General features: G+C 42.6%; 26 protein-coding genes and 1 other RNA gene. 13 read left to right on the top strand and 14 right to left on the bottom strand.

Annotation, left to right across the window (positions count from 1 at the left end; all coding sequences use genetic code 11):
* Positions 1–26: 26 nt before the first annotated feature.
* From FD971_RS05920 to FD971_RS05900, 5 genes are all read left to right on the top strand, one after another.
* Positions 27–389, top strand: a complete 363-nt coding sequence (locus FD971_RS05920) for a hypothetical protein (protein WP_215333355.1) — start codon at positions 27–29, stop codon at positions 387–389.
* Positions 390–469: 80 nt separating this feature from the next.
* A complete protein-coding gene (locus FD971_RS05915; RefSeq protein ID WP_215333354.1) occupies positions 470–754 on the top strand; it encodes a hypothetical protein in 285 nt (94 codons plus the stop codon).
* A gap of 2 nt (positions 755–756) precedes the next feature.
* Positions 757–1,053, top strand: a complete 297-nt coding sequence (locus FD971_RS05910; RefSeq protein WP_215333353.1) for a hypothetical protein — start codon at positions 757–759, stop codon at positions 1,051–1,053.
* Positions 1,050–1,514, top strand: a complete 465-nt coding sequence (locus FD971_RS05905; RefSeq protein ID WP_215333352.1) for a DUF3293 domain-containing protein — start codon at positions 1,050–1,052, stop codon at positions 1,512–1,514. Before FD971_RS05910 ends, FD971_RS05905 begins: the two co-directional genes overlap by 4 nt.
* Positions 1,504–1,974: a hypothetical protein gene (locus FD971_RS05900; protein ID WP_215333351.1), complete on the top strand. Its 471-nt coding sequence runs from the start codon at positions 1,504–1,506 to the stop codon at positions 1,972–1,974. The genes FD971_RS05905 and FD971_RS05900 overlap by 11 nt, the downstream gene beginning before the upstream one ends.
* Positions 1,975–1,982: 8 nt before the next feature.
* Here the strand turns inward: FD971_RS05900 and FD971_RS05895 are convergent, their stop codons facing one another.
* A complete protein-coding gene (locus FD971_RS05895) occupies positions 1,983–2,954 on the bottom strand; it encodes a YafY family protein (RefSeq protein WP_215333350.1) in 972 nt (323 codons plus the stop codon).
* A gap of 310 nt (positions 2,955–3,264) precedes the next feature.
* Here FD971_RS05895 and FD971_RS05890 point away from each other — a divergent pair, with 310 nt between their 5' ends.
* Positions 3,265–3,618 carry a hypothetical protein gene (locus FD971_RS05890; RefSeq protein WP_215333349.1) on the top strand — a complete coding sequence of 118 codons (354 nt, stop codon included), beginning with the start codon at positions 3,265–3,267 and terminating at the stop codon, positions 3,616–3,618.
* Between the two features lie 8 nt (positions 3,619–3,626).
* Positions 3,627–4,058: a hypothetical protein gene (locus FD971_RS05885; RefSeq protein WP_215333348.1), complete on the top strand. Its 432-nt coding sequence runs from the start codon at positions 3,627–3,629 to the stop codon at positions 4,056–4,058.
* Between the two features lie 7 nt (positions 4,059–4,065).
* Here FD971_RS05885 and FD971_RS05880 read toward each other — a convergent pair whose 3' ends face one another.
* From FD971_RS05880 to FD971_RS05860, 5 genes are all read right to left on the bottom strand, one after another.
* The gene (locus FD971_RS05880) at positions 4,066–4,482 is read right to left on the bottom strand and encodes an HAD domain-containing protein (RefSeq protein WP_215333347.1); all 417 of its coding nucleotides are present in this window, start codon (positions 4,480–4,482) and stop codon (positions 4,066–4,068) included.
* Positions 4,483–4,512: 30 nt separating this feature from the next.
* On the bottom strand, positions 4,513–5,025 hold the full coding sequence (locus tag FD971_RS05875) for a hypothetical protein (protein ID WP_215333346.1): 513 nt from the start codon (positions 5,023–5,025) through the stop codon (positions 4,513–4,515).
* Between the two features lie 11 nt (positions 5,026–5,036).
* On the bottom strand, positions 5,037–5,258 hold the full coding sequence (locus FD971_RS05870) for a hypothetical protein (RefSeq protein ID WP_215333345.1): 222 nt from the start codon (positions 5,256–5,258) through the stop codon (positions 5,037–5,039).
* A 95-nt stretch (positions 5,259–5,353) separates the two neighbouring features.
* Positions 5,354–5,623: a hypothetical protein gene (locus FD971_RS05865; RefSeq protein ID WP_215333344.1), complete on the bottom strand. Its 270-nt coding sequence runs from the start codon at positions 5,621–5,623 to the stop codon at positions 5,354–5,356.
* A gap of 47 nt (positions 5,624–5,670) precedes the next feature.
* Positions 5,671–6,468 carry a hypothetical protein gene (locus FD971_RS05860; RefSeq protein ID WP_215333343.1) on the bottom strand — a complete coding sequence of 266 codons (798 nt, stop codon included), beginning with the start codon at positions 6,466–6,468 and terminating at the stop codon, positions 5,671–5,673.
* Between the two features lie 111 nt (positions 6,469–6,579).
* On the opposite strand from FD971_RS05860, the gene FD971_RS05855 reads away from it, so the two are divergent.
* The 3 genes from FD971_RS05855 (at position 6,580) to FD971_RS05845 (ending at position 10,149) form a co-directional block, all read left to right on the top strand.
* Positions 6,580–6,870: a hypothetical protein gene (locus FD971_RS05855; protein ID WP_215333342.1), complete on the top strand. Its 291-nt coding sequence runs from the start codon at positions 6,580–6,582 to the stop codon at positions 6,868–6,870.
* A gap of 6 nt (positions 6,871–6,876) precedes the next feature.
* A complete protein-coding gene (locus FD971_RS05850; protein WP_215333341.1) occupies positions 6,877–8,772 on the top strand; it encodes a DUF3857 and transglutaminase domain-containing protein in 1,896 nt (631 codons plus the stop codon).
* Between the two features lie 297 nt (positions 8,773–9,069).
* Positions 9,070–10,149 (top strand): DNA cytosine methyltransferase, encoded by a 1,080-nt coding sequence (locus FD971_RS05845; RefSeq protein WP_215333340.1) that lies wholly within the window; start codon positions 9,070–9,072, stop codon positions 10,147–10,149.
* Positions 10,150–10,173: 24 nt separating this feature from the next.
* On the opposite strand, the gene FD971_RS05840 is transcribed toward FD971_RS05845, so the two are convergent.
* Positions 10,174–10,740, bottom strand: a complete 567-nt coding sequence (locus FD971_RS05840) for an endonuclease VII domain-containing protein (RefSeq protein WP_215333339.1) — start codon at positions 10,738–10,740, stop codon at positions 10,174–10,176.
* 122 nt (positions 10,741–10,862) lie between these two features.
* Here FD971_RS05840 and FD971_RS05835 point away from each other — a divergent pair, with 122 nt between their 5' ends.
* The gene (locus tag FD971_RS05835; RefSeq protein WP_215333338.1) at positions 10,863–11,294 is read left to right on the top strand and encodes a type II toxin-antitoxin system RatA family toxin; all 432 of its coding nucleotides are present in this window, start codon (positions 10,863–10,865) and stop codon (positions 11,292–11,294) included.
* A complete protein-coding gene (locus FD971_RS05830) occupies positions 11,287–11,637 on the top strand; it encodes an RnfH family protein (protein ID WP_215333337.1) in 351 nt (116 codons plus the stop codon). Before FD971_RS05835 ends, FD971_RS05830 begins: the two co-directional genes overlap by 8 nt.
* 92 nt (positions 11,638–11,729) lie before the next feature.
* On the opposite strand, the gene FD971_RS05825 is transcribed toward FD971_RS05830, so the two are convergent.
* The 5 genes from FD971_RS05825 to FD971_RS05805 all read right to left on the bottom strand — a co-directional run bounded on the left by FD971_RS05825 (position 11,730) and on the right by FD971_RS05805 (position 15,795).
* Entirely contained in the window at positions 11,730–12,974 is a 1,245-nt protein-coding gene (locus tag FD971_RS05825) for a hypothetical protein (RefSeq protein ID WP_215333336.1), read from the bottom strand.
* Positions 12,975–12,990: 16 nt separating this feature from the next.
* Positions 12,991–13,938 carry an HNH endonuclease gene (locus tag FD971_RS05820; RefSeq protein WP_251368590.1) on the bottom strand — a complete coding sequence of 316 codons (948 nt, stop codon included), beginning with the start codon at positions 13,936–13,938 and terminating at the stop codon, positions 12,991–12,993.
* A 107-nt stretch (positions 13,939–14,045) separates the two neighbouring features.
* The gene (locus FD971_RS05815; RefSeq protein WP_215333334.1) at positions 14,046–14,426 is read right to left on the bottom strand and encodes an HIT family protein; all 381 of its coding nucleotides are present in this window, start codon (positions 14,424–14,426) and stop codon (positions 14,046–14,048) included.
* Positions 14,427–14,757: 331 nt separating this feature from the next.
* An RNA gene (gene ffs / locus FD971_RS05810) (signal recognition particle sRNA small type) lies at positions 14,758–14,854 on the bottom strand.
* Positions 14,855–15,432: 578 nt separating this feature from the next.
* Positions 15,433–15,795 (bottom strand): DUF1376 domain-containing protein, encoded by a 363-nt coding sequence (locus FD971_RS05805; RefSeq protein WP_215333333.1) that lies wholly within the window; start codon positions 15,793–15,795, stop codon positions 15,433–15,435.
* Positions 15,796–16,426: 631 nt separating this feature from the next.
* Here FD971_RS05805 and FD971_RS05800 point away from each other — a divergent pair.
* Positions 16,427–16,681, top strand: a complete 255-nt coding sequence (locus tag FD971_RS05800) for a hypothetical protein (RefSeq protein ID WP_215333332.1) — start codon at positions 16,427–16,429, stop codon at positions 16,679–16,681.
* 600 nt (positions 16,682–17,281) lie between these two features.
* Here FD971_RS05800 and FD971_RS05795 read toward each other — a convergent pair.
* Positions 17,282–17,839 carry a cyclic nucleotide-binding domain-containing protein gene (locus FD971_RS05795; protein ID WP_215333331.1) on the bottom strand — a complete coding sequence of 186 codons (558 nt, stop codon included), beginning with the start codon at positions 17,837–17,839 and terminating at the stop codon, positions 17,282–17,284.
* Between the two features lie 3 nt (positions 17,840–17,842).
* Complete coding sequence (locus FD971_RS05790; RefSeq protein ID WP_215333330.1) at positions 17,843–18,736, bottom strand: 3',5'-cyclic nucleotide phosphodiesterase; 894 nt, start codon at positions 18,734–18,736, stop codon at positions 17,843–17,845.
* Positions 18,737–18,815 lie beyond the last annotated feature (79 nt).

Genomic DNA, 18,815 nt, shown 5'->3' with positions numbered 1-18,815 from the left:
GATTAATCAATTCATTCGGAGGTCTTATGCGTAATTACACATATCTTGGCGGAGCTCGTTTTACTGTAATCAACTTATTTCGTAGCCTACGGTTTGATATTGATCGCCTGGATATGAGTTGGGTGGATGGGGAGAAGCCAGAGTTCTGCAGAGGATTGCGGATCGTGGATAACGATGAGATCAATACGGTCACAGTCGATGGAGAGGACGGGGACAACTTGATCTATAGCCTCACCTATATTTTTAGTAAAGAAGATGGTGCTGATAACTTTAGGGCGGTTACCGATCAGTATCTCAAGGTTGCCTTAGAGACCAAGGAGTTTTTGGTGACAAGCCAAAAAAAAGATCCAGAGGGAAAGTCTAAGGTAGCGGAGGCGGTAATCCACTAGATTCATAAAGTAGTAGGGGCGGAGTTAAACCAAATTGCCAAGCCCAGACATTTGTCAAATTGGCTAAATAGGAGAAGAAAATGAATTTTCAGTTAATTAATGTCGAGCTGCATTCTGATGAACTCAAGAAGTTTGATCCGGCTGAGCAAGGACACTCCGAGTATCGATATACCGGTATAGCTATAGAGGATGGTGGCAAGTATTACTACTGGGCAAAGGGCGTAAGTCTGGAAATTAATGACTGTGAGTATGCCAACATCAAACTGAACCCAAAGCTATATTACTTCTCGACAGCTTTAAAACTCCACCATCGTATTAGCAGGACATTGGAGGCCGCCACATCTACAGAACTAGTTAGGAGATAAGGATGTCACATTTAAAACCCGGAACCTTATGTGTCATCGTTGGTGGTTGCCCAGAAAACCTTGGGTTGATAGTTGAGGTGGTTTGCCATCTAGGTAGGCATGACGGACGTGAGGATGCTTATGAGATTAAAACAGTGACAAGCCGTAAATTTAACCAAATGTGGCGTGGAAGTAAGTTGGTCAAAGGATATTCAACTGAGGCGATTACCGATAGGCATAAATTAAGACCACTGTTAAATTTAGGGGATGAGCCGCCGATGGCGGAGGTCCAAGAAAAGCTAAATGAGCTCTTAATATGAGTGATCTGAGCCGCACGATTTCCCCTGAATTAATTAGAGCCTATCGTGCGGCCATCTATGTAGTTTATGGCGATGGAGGGGATATTGTTCTCAAGGTTGATGAGGCTAATCCGGACTTAACTGCTTTGATGAAGAAGCATGGGATAACCAGTGCCGCATTGATCACGGCATTTAATCCCCATAGCATTCTTTCGACTGCGGAAGAGAATGTCCGCAATCACAATGCATTGATTGCCGACATCCATGCTCTTGGGTTAAAAAATATTGCTGCAGAGGGTAGTGATCCATCTCATGTTTGGTCTAGTGAGCCCAGCGTTCTAGTCTTGGGAATACCTTTAGATGATGCAGAGCATATGGCAGATAAATATAAGCAAAATGCATTCTTATGGATCCCAAGCAATGATGGCTTCGTGAGTCTAAATTTACGGCATCCTGTTGGAGGCTCAATCGTTGAAAACTGAATACGACCGCTCTGGATTAATTGCCTTAATTAAATCGGAGTTCAAGATCGACTGGCAAGGGATTCACGGAGCCAATCATTGGGCAAGGGTACTACATCACGGCAAAAACATTGGACAAATCCGTAAGGCCGATCTCATGGTTGTGGAGCTATTTGGCTTTTTGCATGACAGCTGCAGACTCAATGATGGACGTGATCCACAGCATGGTGAACGAGCTGCAGAATTTGCTCATGGCATTCATGGAGATTTCTATACTCTGCAGCCAAAGCAGTTAGATCAACTTTGCTACGCCATGAAGCATCACTCAGGAGGAGAAACATCTACAGATGCCACCATCCAGACTTGCTGGGATTCAGACCGATTGGATCTGGGCAGGGTGGGGATCTTCCCATCCCCACAATACCTATCCCAGGAGGCCAGTCTATTTATTGATCTGGCCTATGACTGGAGTATTCGGTAGATTTACGTCTATTGGTAATTTCCCAGCGCCTTCCCAAGTTCTGTCTTCACCCTTGCCTTGAGGCTAGCTGGACCAATGACCTCAACGCCAGATCCATGCTTCAGGATATCCATGACTAACTCGGGATCTAGGTTGTAATCAAACTCCAGGTTGTAATACCCCTCTTTATCAAAGCTACCAACTTGTTGGCCATGCCAATGCTCGCCTGATACCCACCTTGCATGTTCCGGAGTAAAGCGTAGCTTAGCTCTTTGTGTTGCCTTGCCTGAGAAGATGCCGTAGCTTTCGGCAAAGTGTTCCTGACATTCTTTTTCAGAAACCTCCTGAGCTTTCTTATTGGTAAGTACCGCACTCTGAATGCCATCTACAGAAAAGCTCCGCAAACCATTGCGTAGGTGGCAATACGCATCGAGGTACCAGTTCTCGCGGTAATAGATTAATCGTTGCGGGGAGATTTCACGGGCAGTGTTCTCGTCTTTGCCTCTAGAGTGGTAGGTGATCTCCAGACGATTACGTTTCAGAAGAGCTGCACCAATTTCTGAAAAGTTTTCAATGGAGTTTTTGCGTGAACCCATGCCAATTACTTTGATGCGTTTGCGTAGTTCTTTGGCTGTAGCCTCACTTTGACCCAAGATGCCATCAATGATGGCTGTAAGTGGCTCGATATGGGGGCCAATCAAGCCGCCTTGATCGAGGGAGGAGAGTAAGTGTTGCATCAGTACTAATGCCGTAGCTTCTTTCTCGGAGAACCAGAGTCCTGGCATCTCAATTCTCTCGATCGAGGAGGAATTCTCAAACTTATATCCACCCATAAAGCGGTCATAAACAATAGATGCCTGCATACGGCTACGCAGATACTCCAGATCTCGCTTAAAGGTAGCGGGGGAGATCTCTAGCTCGGATAAGAAATCCTCGCGAGGCACGCATTTACGCTGCTGAATCATGTACTTAATACGGTGCAAACGCTCCATATCGCTCATATCAACCCCAATTCCCTAAAGATCAAACATTCACATGCTTATTGTTTTTATAACTTTAGATTCTTTATAGCTCATTTATTGAGCTAGTGGGTCATTAATCTGATGAATATCGAACCAAGGGGTAAAAAATGATCAAATTTATTGGTATCTTCTTAATGTTTATTAGCGCACTATCTCTAGAGCGCGGCTTTCAGCTTTCTTTGGCGCTCTGGTTTTTATTTGGACTATTCCTCATTTTTAGCCAGGGAATATTTAGCCATTTCATGTTTGTCCAAAGGGAAAAAGTGCGCACCCAATATCGGAGAAGAAGATGAGTAATGGCTTAACAAAACTCAACTGCAGCGTTGGAGATTTGGCTATTACCGTCTTTTGTAATTTGCCAGAGAATCAAGGGAATATCGTGCGCGTGAAAGCGGCAATTGGAATGGATGAGTGGGTCGGCGCCACAGAGCCACTCTTTACCTGGGAATGTGAGATCGCAACTGAACATGGCTGGCTAGCTTATGACTTTGATGGTTATTTAGAAACATCAAAAGTTGGACCGGTACCAGATAAATATCTTAGGAGGCTAACTCCACCAGAGGACTGCCTTACAGGTGAGCTAGAAACCAGCCACCCTATGCAATTGGTGTTTCCAGAGTTTGATCTTACATCTCACATATAAAGATCCACATGAACCAAACTAACAATAAAACTGCTGCCATCGTGATTTCAATGCTTGTCATGAGTGCTGCCTGCGTTCAGGCGCAACCTATCCAAACTTTGCCTAATGGCGCTGGTGGATACAATACCTATGGCCCTCGCGGAGGAGTGACGCAAACTCTTCCTAACGGTACCGGTGGTTACAACACTTACGGATCTGGTGGGGGTGTAACGCAAACCCTACCCAATGGTGCTGGAGGGTACAACACGTATGGACCTGGTGGCGGTGTGACTCAGACTCTGCCTAATGGCGCTGGCGGTTACAACACCTATAGCCTGAGCGGCGGCGTAACTCAAACATTACCTAATGGCGCTGGTGGTTACAACACTTACACTCCTAATGGGCAATTGATTCAGACGCTACCAAATGGTGCTGGTGGGTGGAATACTTACGGTCAATAACTATCTGTCAGTTAAGTAACCATTGACTCAATTCCTGCATTTGCTTTTCTGAGATTCCGGTATTTGGGTTGCAGCGAATGAGCTCTGGGCAAGGGCTTGGAAATTCCCAATATGAGTCATCCAAGGCCTTCCAATTGCTAACACCATGAGATTGTAAAAAATTTAGAATCTCCTGATAGCGCGGATGTTTGCCAATTACTGGTGATCCAGTAACGCCAATAACCAGACTGGAGATTGAGTTTGGCAATAGTTTCTGTAGTTTTTCAAAGTTATGTGTAAAGCGCCAACTTGAAGAAATCACAATTCCGATATTTGATCCGTCAAAAGTTTCCTCAAGCAGATGAACCCTATTAAAAGGGTCTTGCCCAGCGAAGTGAGTTGGGTGAAGTACCCCATCAAAATCCAAGAAGAGTAATTTATTCATAATAGGTCGTTAAATTCTAGCCACTCATGTCTACAAGCTGCACATCTTCTTGAGCTTGGGTATTTCGGGGGGGGGTGGATCACCCAACTCTCTTTGCTTCACAATCATTTGCTTAAAGAATTCCCCGCGCTTCTTGCCGCATTTTGGGCAATACAGATTGATGGTGTGAGGTTTAGCCTTGGGGTCATCATGTAGGTGGGCCTCAAAACTCATTGCCGTTATCCATTCTGGAGACTGCATAGTCTTGCAGGGCACTTTAATGCCCTCTATCTGAAATACATCGCCACGAACGCTCAGCTTAATATTCGGCCCCGCAGGTCTTGCTGCTAAGAATGAAAGCACAACCCCGGAATTGACTTCAATATAGCCCCTCCAATTGATTACTTTTTCAACCAAGCATCTAGTTTGGACTCCTCTTATGCAGAAGATGGCCTCACCATTAAAGTGTGCAATATAAAGCTCTTCAGCTAAGGAGGCCTTCGTAGTTTTTCTAGGTTTTAATCTTTTCAATACCGCTAAAAACTCCTCGGTATCGATGGTCATTTCAGCAATCATTATCTTTTGCTGGGTGAGTAACCAATCCGATTACCATTGTTATCAAACACGTTGGTAACGCCTGATGGGGCAGTTACTTCATAGCCAATACGTTTTCCACTGTTGTCATAGACCCCGTTATTGGAGTTGTAGTTCATAGGACTGTTGTGGTAATTCATCGGGCTGTTGTTGTAATTCATCGAGCTATTCTCATAGTTCATCGGACTGTTCTGGTAATTCATGGGACTGTTTTCCCAGCTGGTGACCTGTGCACATACTGAGCCGCTAATGCAAGCACTAAAAACAACTAGACACTTATTTAAGAGATTCATTTGAATTACCAACCTTTCACTGAGGGTGTTTGAGGAGCTTGACGTGGGGCATTGATGCTTGAGTTAGGCGCTGCATAAACGGGAGTTGTTGAGCTGCCTTGATAGTTGCCTTGCGGGCTATAGAAATTGGTTTGCCCGTTATCCGTCTGAAACGACTGCATATTCTGCCCCGTGGCGTTATAGATATTGGTCACACCGCTAGGAGAAGTTTGGCTGTAACCAAGATAGTTTCCGTTGAGACCATAAATGGCTTGGGCAGAAGCGCTACGAGCCAATATGATGCACTAGGCTACGAGAAGAAGGGTGATTAGGTATTTCATATTTATCCCATGAAGTTAGATTGTTCGACGTTGGCAGGGTCTATGACTACTTTTTTATCGATCACAGTTCCGGTGACATTCATTGCGCGATATCGGTCACCTTGGTTCCATGTTGAACCCAGAATGTCCTCAATTGGATCCGGTATAAAAACTGCGCTTCCATCAGGTAAGTCATTTGGTATGAGATAGGCTGCAAATGGACTCTTCTGATAGTTGCTGTAATAGAAGGTGACGGGGATGACTTCATCCCAAAGGCCATCTTCTTTGATATCCATGAGCGAGCGATAGTCCCCAACGATCATCACTTCACCAGTTTGCTTGTTTTGATATATACCAAGCTTTTCTTGAATTTCACGATCTTTGTATTTCAAAGCGCGAACATCAGGCCAAAATCCAATAGATGAGGCCCTTTGAATATCTTGAATATTTCTCGCGGTAGAGATTCTGGGTAAATCGGGAATGGGGTGGGTATTAGCCCAGCTAATCGTATCTATTTTGCTTTTGCGTAATTCCGGACTATTGAGATCTTTGATAAAGATCACATTTGGGCTATTGCTAGATGCATAAGCACAGGTGTTGTAACCCGATTCGAAGCGTTGCATGGACTCAGCGACACTCATGACGTCAAGATTGATTACGTCATCGCCACATTGCTGGCAGCCTCTAGAGCGCTCTAATGGATCGTTTGCAATTAACTGATTCCAGTTCAAAGCCTTAGGGCAAAAGACGTTCTTAATAAACCCCCCATCAGGCGAATACAGGGATGAGGTTTTCTCGTCATACACAAACGGCTTGGTCATGAAATTGGCTCCTAGCTATACAGAAATTTCAGAATAGCTAGATCAAGGCTCACCTAATGAGCTAGTAGCTCAAGAAAATGAAATCTCTAAATAAATCAACAAAAGAGCCACATGCTGACCAGTACCTTCGTATTCATGACAATCTTGCCGCTACAGATAAGCCCAAGTAGCAAACCAGCCCTTGTGCTCGATAGGCCCCTCATAGTGGCTGCGGTAGTCGATTGCGCTCGCATACTGGGTTTGCCCAAGCTAAAACTCAGGGATAGTAATGGCAACCGCTATCAAGCAGAAAAAATCATCATGCAAGAACCCTTAGCCATCTTGCAAACATCGTCAGATCAAATGGCTTTTAACCAAACAGGTCTCAGAAAAGCTTATATTCAATCCTATGTCAAACGCTAAGCCCTTATGAAATTCTTCCTTAAATCCATTAGTAGTCTTGGCGCCATTCTTTTGGGATTCTTGCTATTAGCTAATGCAGGCATTACTAGTGCCGGCAGGGGAGAGTTGGAATCGCTATCGCTAATTGAGAAAGCGGTAATTACAGAAGCCATTCAAGCTGATGGTACGGTGGTTGAGCTCAACGAGCTAACAACTCTGGTGAAGTCGCAATTGGCTATTGAATCAGAGTCTCAGGCTGATTTGCCCTACAACTCAACTCTATCTAAGCTGGAGGTTCTAGAGGCATACACCATTACCCCCACCGGAGAAAAGATTCCTGTAGCTAGTAATGCCATCCGTACGGTAGAGGATGACAACAGCAAGGGCGCTGCAATCTTTTCAGATCAAAAGCACAAGATCATTATTTTTCCAAAAGTAACGCCAGGATCAAAAACATATTACAAAACCAGGCTGACTACCCACACCCCTTTATTACCAGGCTACTTCTATACACGATTGATCTTTTCTCCTAATGCGGAAGTCAAATCCTATGAGTACACCCTAAGCTACCCAGAAAGCCTCAAGCTATATACGGATATCAAGGAAGTAAAGCAGACTAGAGATGAAGTAATTGATGGGGTGCACCATCTGAGCTACTTCTATCAAAACCTCAAGATGAAGAAAAAAGAGGAGTTACAAGTATCTAGTGGAGACTTCGCCCCCCACATCTACATCTCCAGCTTTGATAGCCAAGAGGCTTTTGCTAAAGCCTATCAAGACCGCGTACAGGGAAAGATGAAGGTCACCCCGGAAGTGCAAAAGCTTGCTGATGAGATTACTAAAGGCATCAAGGGTGACAATCAGGAACAAGAACAAAAAGCACAGGCGAGAGCACTATACAACTGGGTTAGCAGAAACATTCGCTATGTCGGAATCTATTTGGGCGATGGGGGCATCATTCCGCATGATGCCAATAGCATCATTAAAAACCGCTATGGTGACTGCAAAGATCACAATGCATTACTCATTGCCTTGCTTGCTACCAAGGGAATAAAAGCCAGTAGCGCCTTAATCAACTCTGGCAATGCTTACGCCTTACCCAAATACCCCGTGCTCGGACCCTTTAATCACGTCATTACCTATATACCTGCATGGAATCTCTATCTTGATTCAACGGCAGAGATGGCTTCATTTGGCAGTCTGCCCGATGATGAGTTGGATAAACCTACATTACTAACTGCGTTGGGCAAAGTGGGGCGCACCCCCAAGCCAACCAAAGAAAATAATCGCTCCATCACAAAACTCACCATGCAAATTGCTAAGGATGGCGAGATTAAAGGAAAAGCTCATACCCAATACTTTGGTAGTGCAGAGATCAATGCTCGCTATCGATACGAAGGAGCAGATACCACCTTATCCGAGCGGATGGTCAGTAGGCAGCTAGCAAAATTTAGACAAACAGGCGAAGGGAATATCGATACTAGTGAGGTATACGACTTAAACAAACCATTTACAACCGACACCACCTTCACCTTGGACGCAGTCGCTAATGTACCGGGACCAGGGGCCATGACCATTCCGGTGGGTCTTGCACCTGGAGAGTTGGCATCCATTGCAAGCAGCAGGCCTCCAGAGAAGTTCACCGTACCGTACTCTTGTGCCACCAGATCAGTAACCGAGGAATATCAAATCCAATTCCCAAAAAATGTGAAGGTCAGCAGAATCCCACAAAACATCACGTACAAGAAAAACAATATTGAGTACACCGCAAGCTACCTAGAGAAAGATAATCAGGTCACCATCACTAGAAACCTTGAAGTGCAAAGACCAGGAGCAGTCTGCAAGCCGGAAGAACTACAGAGATGGAAAGACTTCTATCAGGTGTTCATTAAAGATATGAGAGCACAGATTTTTTATGAGTGAGCATAAAGAATATGGCAAAGATTGAGCTTCTATTTGGTGGGCCGATAACCCATGAGGAGGAAATTTCAGTTGAGAACTATGCATACAACTTGGATACCTCCATGGAGACGGCTGCCGTACACCAATTAAGATTTTGGATTAATGATCTTGTGCATAATTTGATTCGTTCTTTAATTATCCTGACCAAATGCTCATAAAATGAGCTAGCATAATTTTTCTAAATACCTCATAAAAATTATTGGCGTTACGTATACAATAAACCGTACTTAACACGAAGTAGCAGATAAGAAAAAATAAATGAATGCGTATCAAAAAACACTTTCATTCGAGGATGATATTTCAGTTGAAAAGATAGTTAACTCGAAAATTAAACCCAGGGTGGCCGGTCTATTCTCTGGTTGCGGAGGGTTAGATCTTGGTTTTGAGAAAGCTGGATTTAACTTAGTTTACGCAAATGACATTGAGCCAAATGTTAAAGACACATACGAACACAATCTTGGCCCCATAGAAATAAAAGACATTTGTGAGGTTGATAAAAAAGGATTGCCTGATTTTGATATCTTGTTGGCAGGCATTCCTTGCCAGCCATTTTCAAGCGCGGGCAATAGGCAGTCTACAGATGATCACCGGGGAAATTTATTTGGTGAAGTTATGCAGGTTCTAAAAATAAAGGCGCCATCAGTTGTTATTTTTGAGAATGTGAGGGGTTTCCTTTCTTCCAAAGATGAGAATGGTGTGTTAATGCCCGATAGAATTAAGTCAGAGCTAAAGAAGAGGGGTTATAAGACTTACTACCGACTGCTTAATGCCGCTGATTACGGTGTACCACAAAACAGATACCGTGTAGTTATTGTTGGAATTAAAAATTCCATTGATTGCGAATTTGAATTCCCTGAGCCAATCCCAAAAACTAAGAAGCAGACCGTTGGCGCCGTGATTTCTAAAAAACCTCCAAGAGGTGAAAAGCTAGAAGTTTGGGGTCTTTCACCGCAGTCATTGGATATTGCAAAACACATTCCGCCTGGTGGATCATGGAAGCAGGTCCCTTATGAAGCACTTCCAGAGAGGTTGAAGAAAATTCGTGACAATATTAAGTTATATAGATCCCCAAATTTTTACAGAAGATTTGATTTGGACGAAATTATGGGAACTGTTACAGCTGCAGGAACCCCAGAAAACTCTGGAATTATTCATCCGCTGGAGTTGAGACGTTATTCAGTAAGGGAAATTGCTCGTTTTCAATCATTTCCCGACAACTTTAAATTCATAGGTCAGTCGGTACCTAGCAAGTACAAGATGATTGGGAATGCCGTGCCTGTCATGCTGGCTTTTCATATAGCCCTAGCCATTAAACAGCAAATATTTCTTAAGAAGTAATCTTACAATTCCTTTTAAAAGGTTTTATTGGATTCCATCTTCTATCCATTTTTTTGCTCGGGCTATGAGTTTTGGATCATCATCAAATCTTCCAATTCCCGTATTGCAGCTCTCGCAGAGATAGCCCCGTACTTTGCCAGTATGGTGGCAATGATCTAAAACAATTTTACTGATTCCAGCAATTGTAGTTTTTGTGCAAATTGGGCATTTAAAAAGGGTGCTATTTTGTGGTTTTTTTAATTCCCAATTTCTTCTATCTGATGGTGATACGCTTATCCCATCTTTTAATTTTCGACATTCTTTGCATGATGGTCGTTTTGTAATGCTATGTTTTTTTATTCTGTTGTTATCAAAGTTCTCTGAAGTTAATAAATGCTTAAAACAACGGTCACAAACCTTAAATTTTGTATCATCTCCAGTTTTATTAATATCAAAGCTAGCGATTAAATCATTCTCAATCAATATTTCTGTATTTACCCTCAAGAAAAATACTGAAGACGATGTCGCACCTTTTTTTACATAATGCCCAACATCGTTCAAAGCTAAAGGGGAGTTTGTAGGAGGTTTTAATACATAAACAAATTCATTCATAGGTATCCCCGGTAAATTTAATAAATCAATTATGACTTTTATTGATATTTACCATACAAAAGCCGGCTTATGGGAGTTGCGGTGAATTACCTTAGAATCGGTGTTTATCTTTCGAAATAATCATGGCAGACGTCTACAAGACCGTTTTAATTGGCCAATCAGCCGACCGCATGTATGGCTTAGTCACCGACGTTGCGCGATACCCTGAGTTCCTGCCGTGGTGTGGCGGGGTGGAAATTTTTGAACAAACCGAGACGGTTTTGGATGCCAAAATCAATATCCACTTCAAGGGTATTAATCAATACTTTCATACTCGAAACATCAATCACCGCCCTGAAACCATTGATATGGTCTTTGTGGATGGCCCATTCAAGCATTTTTCTGGGCAGTGGAACTTCATCCCGCTTAAAGAAGATGCTTGTAAGGTGGAATTCAAGCTCCACTGGGAGTTTAAGAATGTCATCCTAGATAAGATCATTGGCCCAGTATTCGGCCATATTGCAGGTACCTTTGTGGATTGTTTCGTCAAGCGAGCAGAAGACCTCTATGGCTAGTCAGTCTATGGAGATTTTGATTTGCGATGCTCGCTTAGGTGAGCCCAAACTGAGCCCCTTCACAGTCCATTTTTTGCCATCCGAGGCTCCCACCGTGGGTCTAGCTCTCATTAAGGCTGGAATAGCCCAAAGCCCGGAAGATCCCAGCCTTGCCAGAAAAGGCTGTTTTGGCGTCTTTGGCAAGCGCAAGGACTGGGATAGCCCAATTTATGAGGGTGATCGTCTGGAGTTGTATTCACCCCTCTTGGTAGACCCCAAGGCTGTCCGCCGCAAGAAGGCTAACCAGAACCAGGATGCCAAATTCCAAGCTGCCGCAGCTAAAAGAAAGGGGTTGGTTAATTGAGGTTTGTAGTCATATGCAAAAACCATGGCTTAAGTGGTTTTGTCGATTTACCTGAAAAACTCTTTCTTAGCGATAAGTTTGACAATGCAGTCTCATGCAAACCTAAAGCTATATCCTTTTGAAGACTTTGATTTTCCTTTGATGATGTTACTAATTGATGAGCGATGAATGCTGAGAGTTTCTTCTGCTTGCTTAGCGCTATCAAAATAAGTTTCTTTACCTGTTGCTTGCTCAATTGCATAAATTGGCTTAGAGCGCGCTTGAGCAACAAGAGCCCCTTTAAATTGATTTGGGGGCTTTTCTGACTTTTTCAAGCTAAACCACCAACCTACCGCAGAAACTCTTTGACCCGAGGCAACCGATGCAGCTGCTCCTTTATATAGATTAAGCTCCAAATCCGCAACTGTGCAATTCCTGAATTCCCTTTTCTCGCCACTAGATAGATTTATTGCATAAACCTTTTTATCTCTTTTCTCCCTACGCAATACAGAGCCAAAAGTCTTGGGCATTTCTTTCTTGCTCTCTTCAAATTGGATCCACCAACCATTTGCAGATGTACTTGAGCCTCTAGCTACTCCTGAGATAAGCCCTTTAGTAACGCCTAGATCTTTAGCCGCCTCTTCAAGTGTTTTGTAGTGTCTCCGCTCTTTTGTCTCAAATGAGATAGCAATTAAGTTCTTGGATTGTTTTTTCTGAACCTCAAGAATGCGAAGCTTATTCCCCCATATAGTTGGTGGAAGCTTGTCTTCATCGGTTTCATGTCGAAACCACCAGTTTGCAACTGAAGTTCGCTCACCTCGTGCAACTGCCATGGGCATATCTGCACTTTTTAACCCAATTTTTCTAGCCGCATCTGCGCCAGATTTAAATTTTTGGTGATAACCTGTTTCTAAATTAACACCAACAATAGGGATGTCATTTTCGGCAACCATATCTCCTCCTGGAGATAGGTTGTAGGTATGTTTAGATTTGTGCCCACCAGCTGCTGCTATTGCGTCTTTCTCTGCCTGATTTAATGATTCCCTAGAGTCTCCGAAAGCAAGTATGTATGAGTCAAATTTATCCCATTCATACTTTTTTATAGCAGCCCCAAATCGCCGATTATTTTTGTAGGCCATTCCTGCGAACCATCGCTTCCATGCCTCTTGTTCTGTAATGCCTACATAACATTGCTTATTTTGACGGTTTACATGAATGTAGAGAACATTCATTGCTTTGCTAATTTCTTCTTTCAATAACTTTAGGGCTTTAAATTGAGTGCCATTTGCAACCTCAACAAGTTGGGTGGGGTGCTTATTATTCTTTTTTGAGAGATGGAGATAGCTAATAGCCTTCATGACCTAAATTTAATAATCAGCGAGGAAATGTAAAGGTATGCACACAAGTTTCCCCTTTTAATTTTTCGTATTGATTTGGCTTTATCCAAGTCGATATTTCACCTCTAGAGCAAGCCCCGTAGGCCCATTTGGCAATCGCTAGACTAGTTTCTTGATTGGCTTGAATCCCAGCTTTCTCGCCAATATTTAAAATCTCGTTTGAATGCTTTGACAATAAATTAACCCACCGATCTAAATAAATTTTTGCGGCCAAGGCATCTGATTTGCTTCTGTTGCAATTAGGGCAGGCTAAAACAAAGTTGTGCATCAAATCCCTTGGGTAGAGGGAGAATGGAATGAAATGGTCAACATCCAGCTTTGGAGATGCTTTGTTGCAATAAAAACATTTGTTTCCATATGCTTCTTTCAGTCCCCTGCATACAAGCGCAAGTGTCTGTCTTGAGGTTTCAAACAAGAAGCTATTAAGGTCATCTTTTTCCCCAAGAATGGGGGTGTTATTAGTATTTCTCTTGATGAAGTCAGCCCATCGGCTTCTAGCCAATTGCTGAATTAAGGGTTGAAACCGCCTTAAGCAGTAAGACACTCCATTTTTAAGTGTGATCGAGCTTGAATTGCGCTCATATAGGAATGGGAGGGTTTCTCCGCCAACATTCTGTAGATAATTGATCGGTTGCTTTGCAACTGTTGCGGCAACTGTAGCAACTAGCCTCTCATATTCCTTTGAGCCCTTGGCCGATGAGGGGGAGTTGAAGCGGTTGCCCTGTCTAAATGCATCAATAGACTTCACAATCGAAGCTTGAACCCCATTATTTTGGAAGAGAACGCCGCTTTCATTTGCCTTAGATGTTTTATAGGGGCTCGATTGTTGCCAGTAAAGCTCTATAAATCTTTCTGCAATTGTTTTGTTGCTAATCTCCAGCCGTGAGCTATCGTCTTTTCCATGTTCAATTGCTAAATCAGCCAAGGAAATAAGCAAGGCGTACTTATAGGTAGAGCTGAAGTCGCTCTCATTGAACAGTCGTTGAATCTTTGTAAGGAAGTCGAGTTGATCTTCTGCTGATGGCGTAGCTATCATTCCCAATACTTCGCTTTCTCGGGAATAATCCACCGTACGCCACCCCTGGGGTCTTGAAGATCGCCGATATAGCGCGGAATAAGATGCATATGAAGATGCGGAACGGTTTGTCCAGCTGAGGCCCCATCATTAATTCCTATGTTGTATCCATCTGGATTGAATTCATCTTGCAGGACTGTTTTAGCTCTTGCTAGAAGATCTAGAAGCGCAAGCTGTTCATCGCTTTTGATTTCAAACCAAGAGCCAATATGTCGCTTCGGTATCACCAAAGTATGTCCTTGTGAAACAGGATAGCCATCCCGAATCGTCACGCCAAATTCATTCGAGTCAATGATTCGCTCGGCTGGCAGAGTGCAGAAGGGGCATGGCTTACTCATGAAATAGATCTATTGATATTGGTATTTATGTTATTTCATACTATTACATAACAAGACTGGCTCATATTCTGACCTTTAACCCATCCATTTCCTACATCCAAATCATCCCTAATGCCTGTCATTTGGTCTTGCCAACCTCTACGCTGAATCTTTCAGACTACGCGGGGATTTGGATGCGACTTTCTATTGAGTGTTCTCATAAGCATTTAAAGCTATTCCGAATCTCTTTGGATTCAAGGGTCATGCTGGTTTTACTGATTATTTGGATGATTTGGGGAATCTTCAGGGTCTTAAAGATCCTGTAATTGGGCTAAATCTAGCTTGGGGAAGGTGGACGAGCCCGACCCCCGGCACTGACAGAATTGGGTTTGGCTGCTTCGTTCCCGACCTGACCAGGTTATCCAAACCGCCATGCGGGGAGAAACCCCTTGGGTATCTGACTCCTATCGTATCCGGTATTGATTTAGTGGGCAATAAATATTTTTATATCCCGATAAATCTATGTGACTAAGAATGGCTCAGGTGCTACAACTGGGTGCTACAAAAAACATTAATTTATTGTCAAATAATCTGACTTGTCGAGCTTAGTAAATCAGATTGACTTTTGAGACCAGTAAAGGGTCTCTCAGGCTTCTTTTGATGGTCCTTCTTATCCACTTAGCAACCAACCCTTCGGGTGTCTTGTATTGGCTCTTGTGGCTTCTGTGGATTATTTTAATTTTCTTATTCATTAAAGTTCCTACTAGTTAATCGATAAATAATATAAGTTAGGTTAATTGGAGGATCCATTCTCCCGACATCCTCCCAAAACCAGACGTACACAGATAAATCTATAGATAAATTCCAATTCGAGAATTACAAAGTAGGCAAAGATAGGGAGCCACCATGAAAAAAATAAGAAAAACTATTTATATCTTCTATTCTGTTTGTCTCCCTGTATCTAGTATTTCTCCTCCGTCTATATCTCTATCTATAGGCACTGCACTCGCACTGCGCTCGTATTGGGTCAGAAATCCTTTGCACTATTGCTGACTTCAACCTGTTTTGTCTCCTTGTATCTACTGCTAGCTCTTGAACTCTGTTGAATGCTATAACCTCGAATATCTTCAAGTTGTTGATCTAGATCCGGAATTAAGAAGCCATCCCCATCATTCGCAAGACCTAACTCATTTATTAGCATATTCAAATCATCCATTTCAGATTCACTGTTGACTCCAAGCTGTCTCAGCCACACGGACTTTTGCTCAGGAAGTTTTTGCTGATTGATCCAGTACAGATTCATAAGCTTGATATAGATGCCAACTGCTTGACTCGATAGTCCATAGGTATCTTGATTGAACTTAGCTGGATCGTGTTTAAACCATGACATACGATCATTCTTTTTCTTCTTTTCCATTCACATCCTCTTTCTTGGCGTTATTTACTTTGGTTATTTGCGGTAATTAGTGGTGATGAGTCGCCCTTCGTCAAACAGTAACTCTTTAGTCATAGCGTTAGCATCCCTCAGGTATCTGGCTAGCGCCCTCCGGATGACTAAGGTTTTGCTGATTGGGGTCTCAAGAGTTTCTTCAAGCAACTCAGAAAGTCCTTGAAGGTCAGATGCCTGTCTATGATTCAGCCTTAAATTAACAACTGTGCCGTTAGGGCAATTTAACGATGTGATTTTCCTTATTGGCTCATGCATATGGATGGCGCTTTCTATGTTGGATATTTCAAAAACTATTGATACAGACTGCAATGTCTGATTATTTTGTTTGGATTGCCCTGGGATCGGGTTAATTCAGTCCTGTAGTCGTAGGTAATCTTAAGTAATTGATTAATATGGGAATTTTTAATAGTTATTTGCTCTCATTTGAGAAACTACTTCCACCCTGTAACAGTCACCCAAAGCTTAATTTTTTTCAGTGATGCTTATGGAAAAAGTGATGACTTATTAATAGTCCCTTTTAAAGGTTCCGATCCTTATCTTGTATAGAGCAAAAGGAGATATCTGAATGAGAATGGCTAAGAAACCAACCAATACCCCATCAATGATTTTGTATGGCTTGCTAAAAACTAAAGGAAGTGAATTGGGGTGGGAAAGATCCGTACTTATATCTGAGGCAGCTCAATCGTTTGATGGTGAGCCAGATAATTTACTCAGGGAAATGTCTGATGCACTGGATGCCTTAATGATGGCTGGGATTATTACTATGGTTGGGATGAAGGAGCTGAACCTAGTAAGGCTAAAGGATCTTTCTAAAGTCCTTAAATAACATATGAATTAGGCGCCCACTGAGAGAAGTCTTTTGGCTTTGTGTTCCAGTGTATTTATCTGATCATGAATGGAGGTTTGAAAACTAATTTCACAGGTTTTACATTTTGCTGGCGTAGCCTTTACATTACTTTTAGCCGTTATTGACTTTACTTTTCTCCGTTTGGCTTGCTTACTGCATCCCTTGCAGAAGTATTGACCGGCTTACCGCCAGTATTTTTTGATGTTGAGTCCTGATGATGCGCCAATTTCACCAGAAAGTTGTTTTACTATTCTTTGCGAAGCAACGGGAGCCAATCACTCCTTAAGTTCTTTTTGCGTAAAATGGGGTTTCATTGGCGCTAAATATTAACATTACGCAATCATCGTTGTGTGCGTTATTTATCATTACTGCTCATGGAAAAAGTAGGAGGTCCATACGGGGGTCTTTCTCCTTTGCTTTGATCGAGCCCCCGGACAAATTTTTATTTCAAAATATCTACGGTGAATGTCTCAAAACGGCCATCGTGAGCCCTTCAGAAATTCCCGCGGCATAAGACCTCAGGTCCTCTGCACTACGATATTAGTAAATTTAATACTTATATTTTTTTAGTAACAATTGCTACTTGGACCCAATGGCTAAGTATTTATTATGCTCTCGTAGAATTGCGCAGAGGGCTTTCATATTCGACAAACTTGATGCCAATCGTTTTTCTTTAACTAAGATTGCTTTTTCAGAGCGTATGACAAGTTTCGGCTGATTGTTAATCATGTCGCAAAGACAGTTAACCACCTCTTTAGCGATATGCGGATGACTTTCTAATAGAACTGCAAATCCGACCGTAGGTATAAACATAACCTCCCCCCCTTGTAATACCTTGACTGAAGCAGAGCGATTTTGACCATCCAATAGACCCATCTCTCCGACATATTGCCCTGGATTGATTTCGGCGAGAACTTTGGGCGCACCGCCGGAAAATCCGCTAAAGATGTAGATTTGAAGTTTTCCTGATAGCAATACATAAAGACCATCTGAAGGATCGTCTTGAGTAAAGAGATTTTCACCAGTCTCTATTTTTTTTGTTGAAGTAATTCCCAGGATGGCCATTAAATCTGGTGCTGGAAGGCCTTTGAAAAAGGGGATGGTGGCAATCGAGGCTTCTTTGGGGTTGTCTGTCATGCACTAATCCTTTAATTGCTCTATAGACTGGTTACGAATATCTTCCATTTTTAACATGATCGCATGAGGGCTTATAAACCGAATATATTCCAGGAACTGTAGGCGACCCTGATCGCTTGATACTAATACGGCTGCCTTTGGGTTGCTAGACGCCCACTCCTGCCCAAGTAGTATTCCTAATAATTTACCTCGCATGGGCAATGCACTTGCTAGCAGATCGGCCTCTACTATCAGCATAGACATACAGTCGACCCTTGTAGGGTTTGCTGTTGGTTCAGTAAATTTGGCAAACAAGAGACTTAAAGTGGAGAGATCTGTTGCCAAAATGATGGGTTCAATTTGCTTCGCTAGCAGCTCTTTTATTTCAGCTGGGTCAGGGGTGGATTGGGATAAAAACATTCGAGTGTTCTCAATGCTGAACTTTTCTAATTCTGACGGTGTTTTATTGGTGGATCCGTTATGACCAAAATCATGAGCGATAGCGCAAAATAGCAAGAGCCAGGCATCTTCTCTGGAAATTTCCCATGAATCATGAGAATCATATTTTTTTTGTACAGGTTTAATAGGTTGATCTAGTAAGGCAGTAAGCGCGAGACAGACGTCTTGAAAATGCTTGCGTGAGTGGTAGGCAGGTTCTACGTACCCCAGAGAGCTATTATGAGAATCAATAAGTGCTGCTAGCTCAATGCAAATCTTGGGATAAGGGTTGGCGGAGTAGTTTTGGGATTCCCAGAAGGTAGTATGGATTAACTCCTTAATAAAGCCTCTAAAATTTCCTTGATAATTTTGCGAGCACTCAAACAGACTCTCTAGTGCGTCTAAGGGTTTCCCCGAAGAATCTTTTTTCCCGGCGGTCTTGAGTTCGGCTAATGCCTTATTAAGGATGGATTTAGGCATATGACGCTATAAAAATTTGATAGTATCTACGGGCGATTAGCCCAAGCTTAAACCAAATTAGCTCGGCTAGACTAGAAAT

It is taken from the genome of Polynucleobacter sp. AP-Ainpum-60-G11, from assembly GCF_018688375.1.
Lineage (GTDB): Bacteria > Pseudomonadota > Gammaproteobacteria > Burkholderiales > Burkholderiaceae > Polynucleobacter.
Note: the sequence above shows the minus strand (reverse complement) of the source record. Positions and strands in the feature narration are given on the sequence as shown.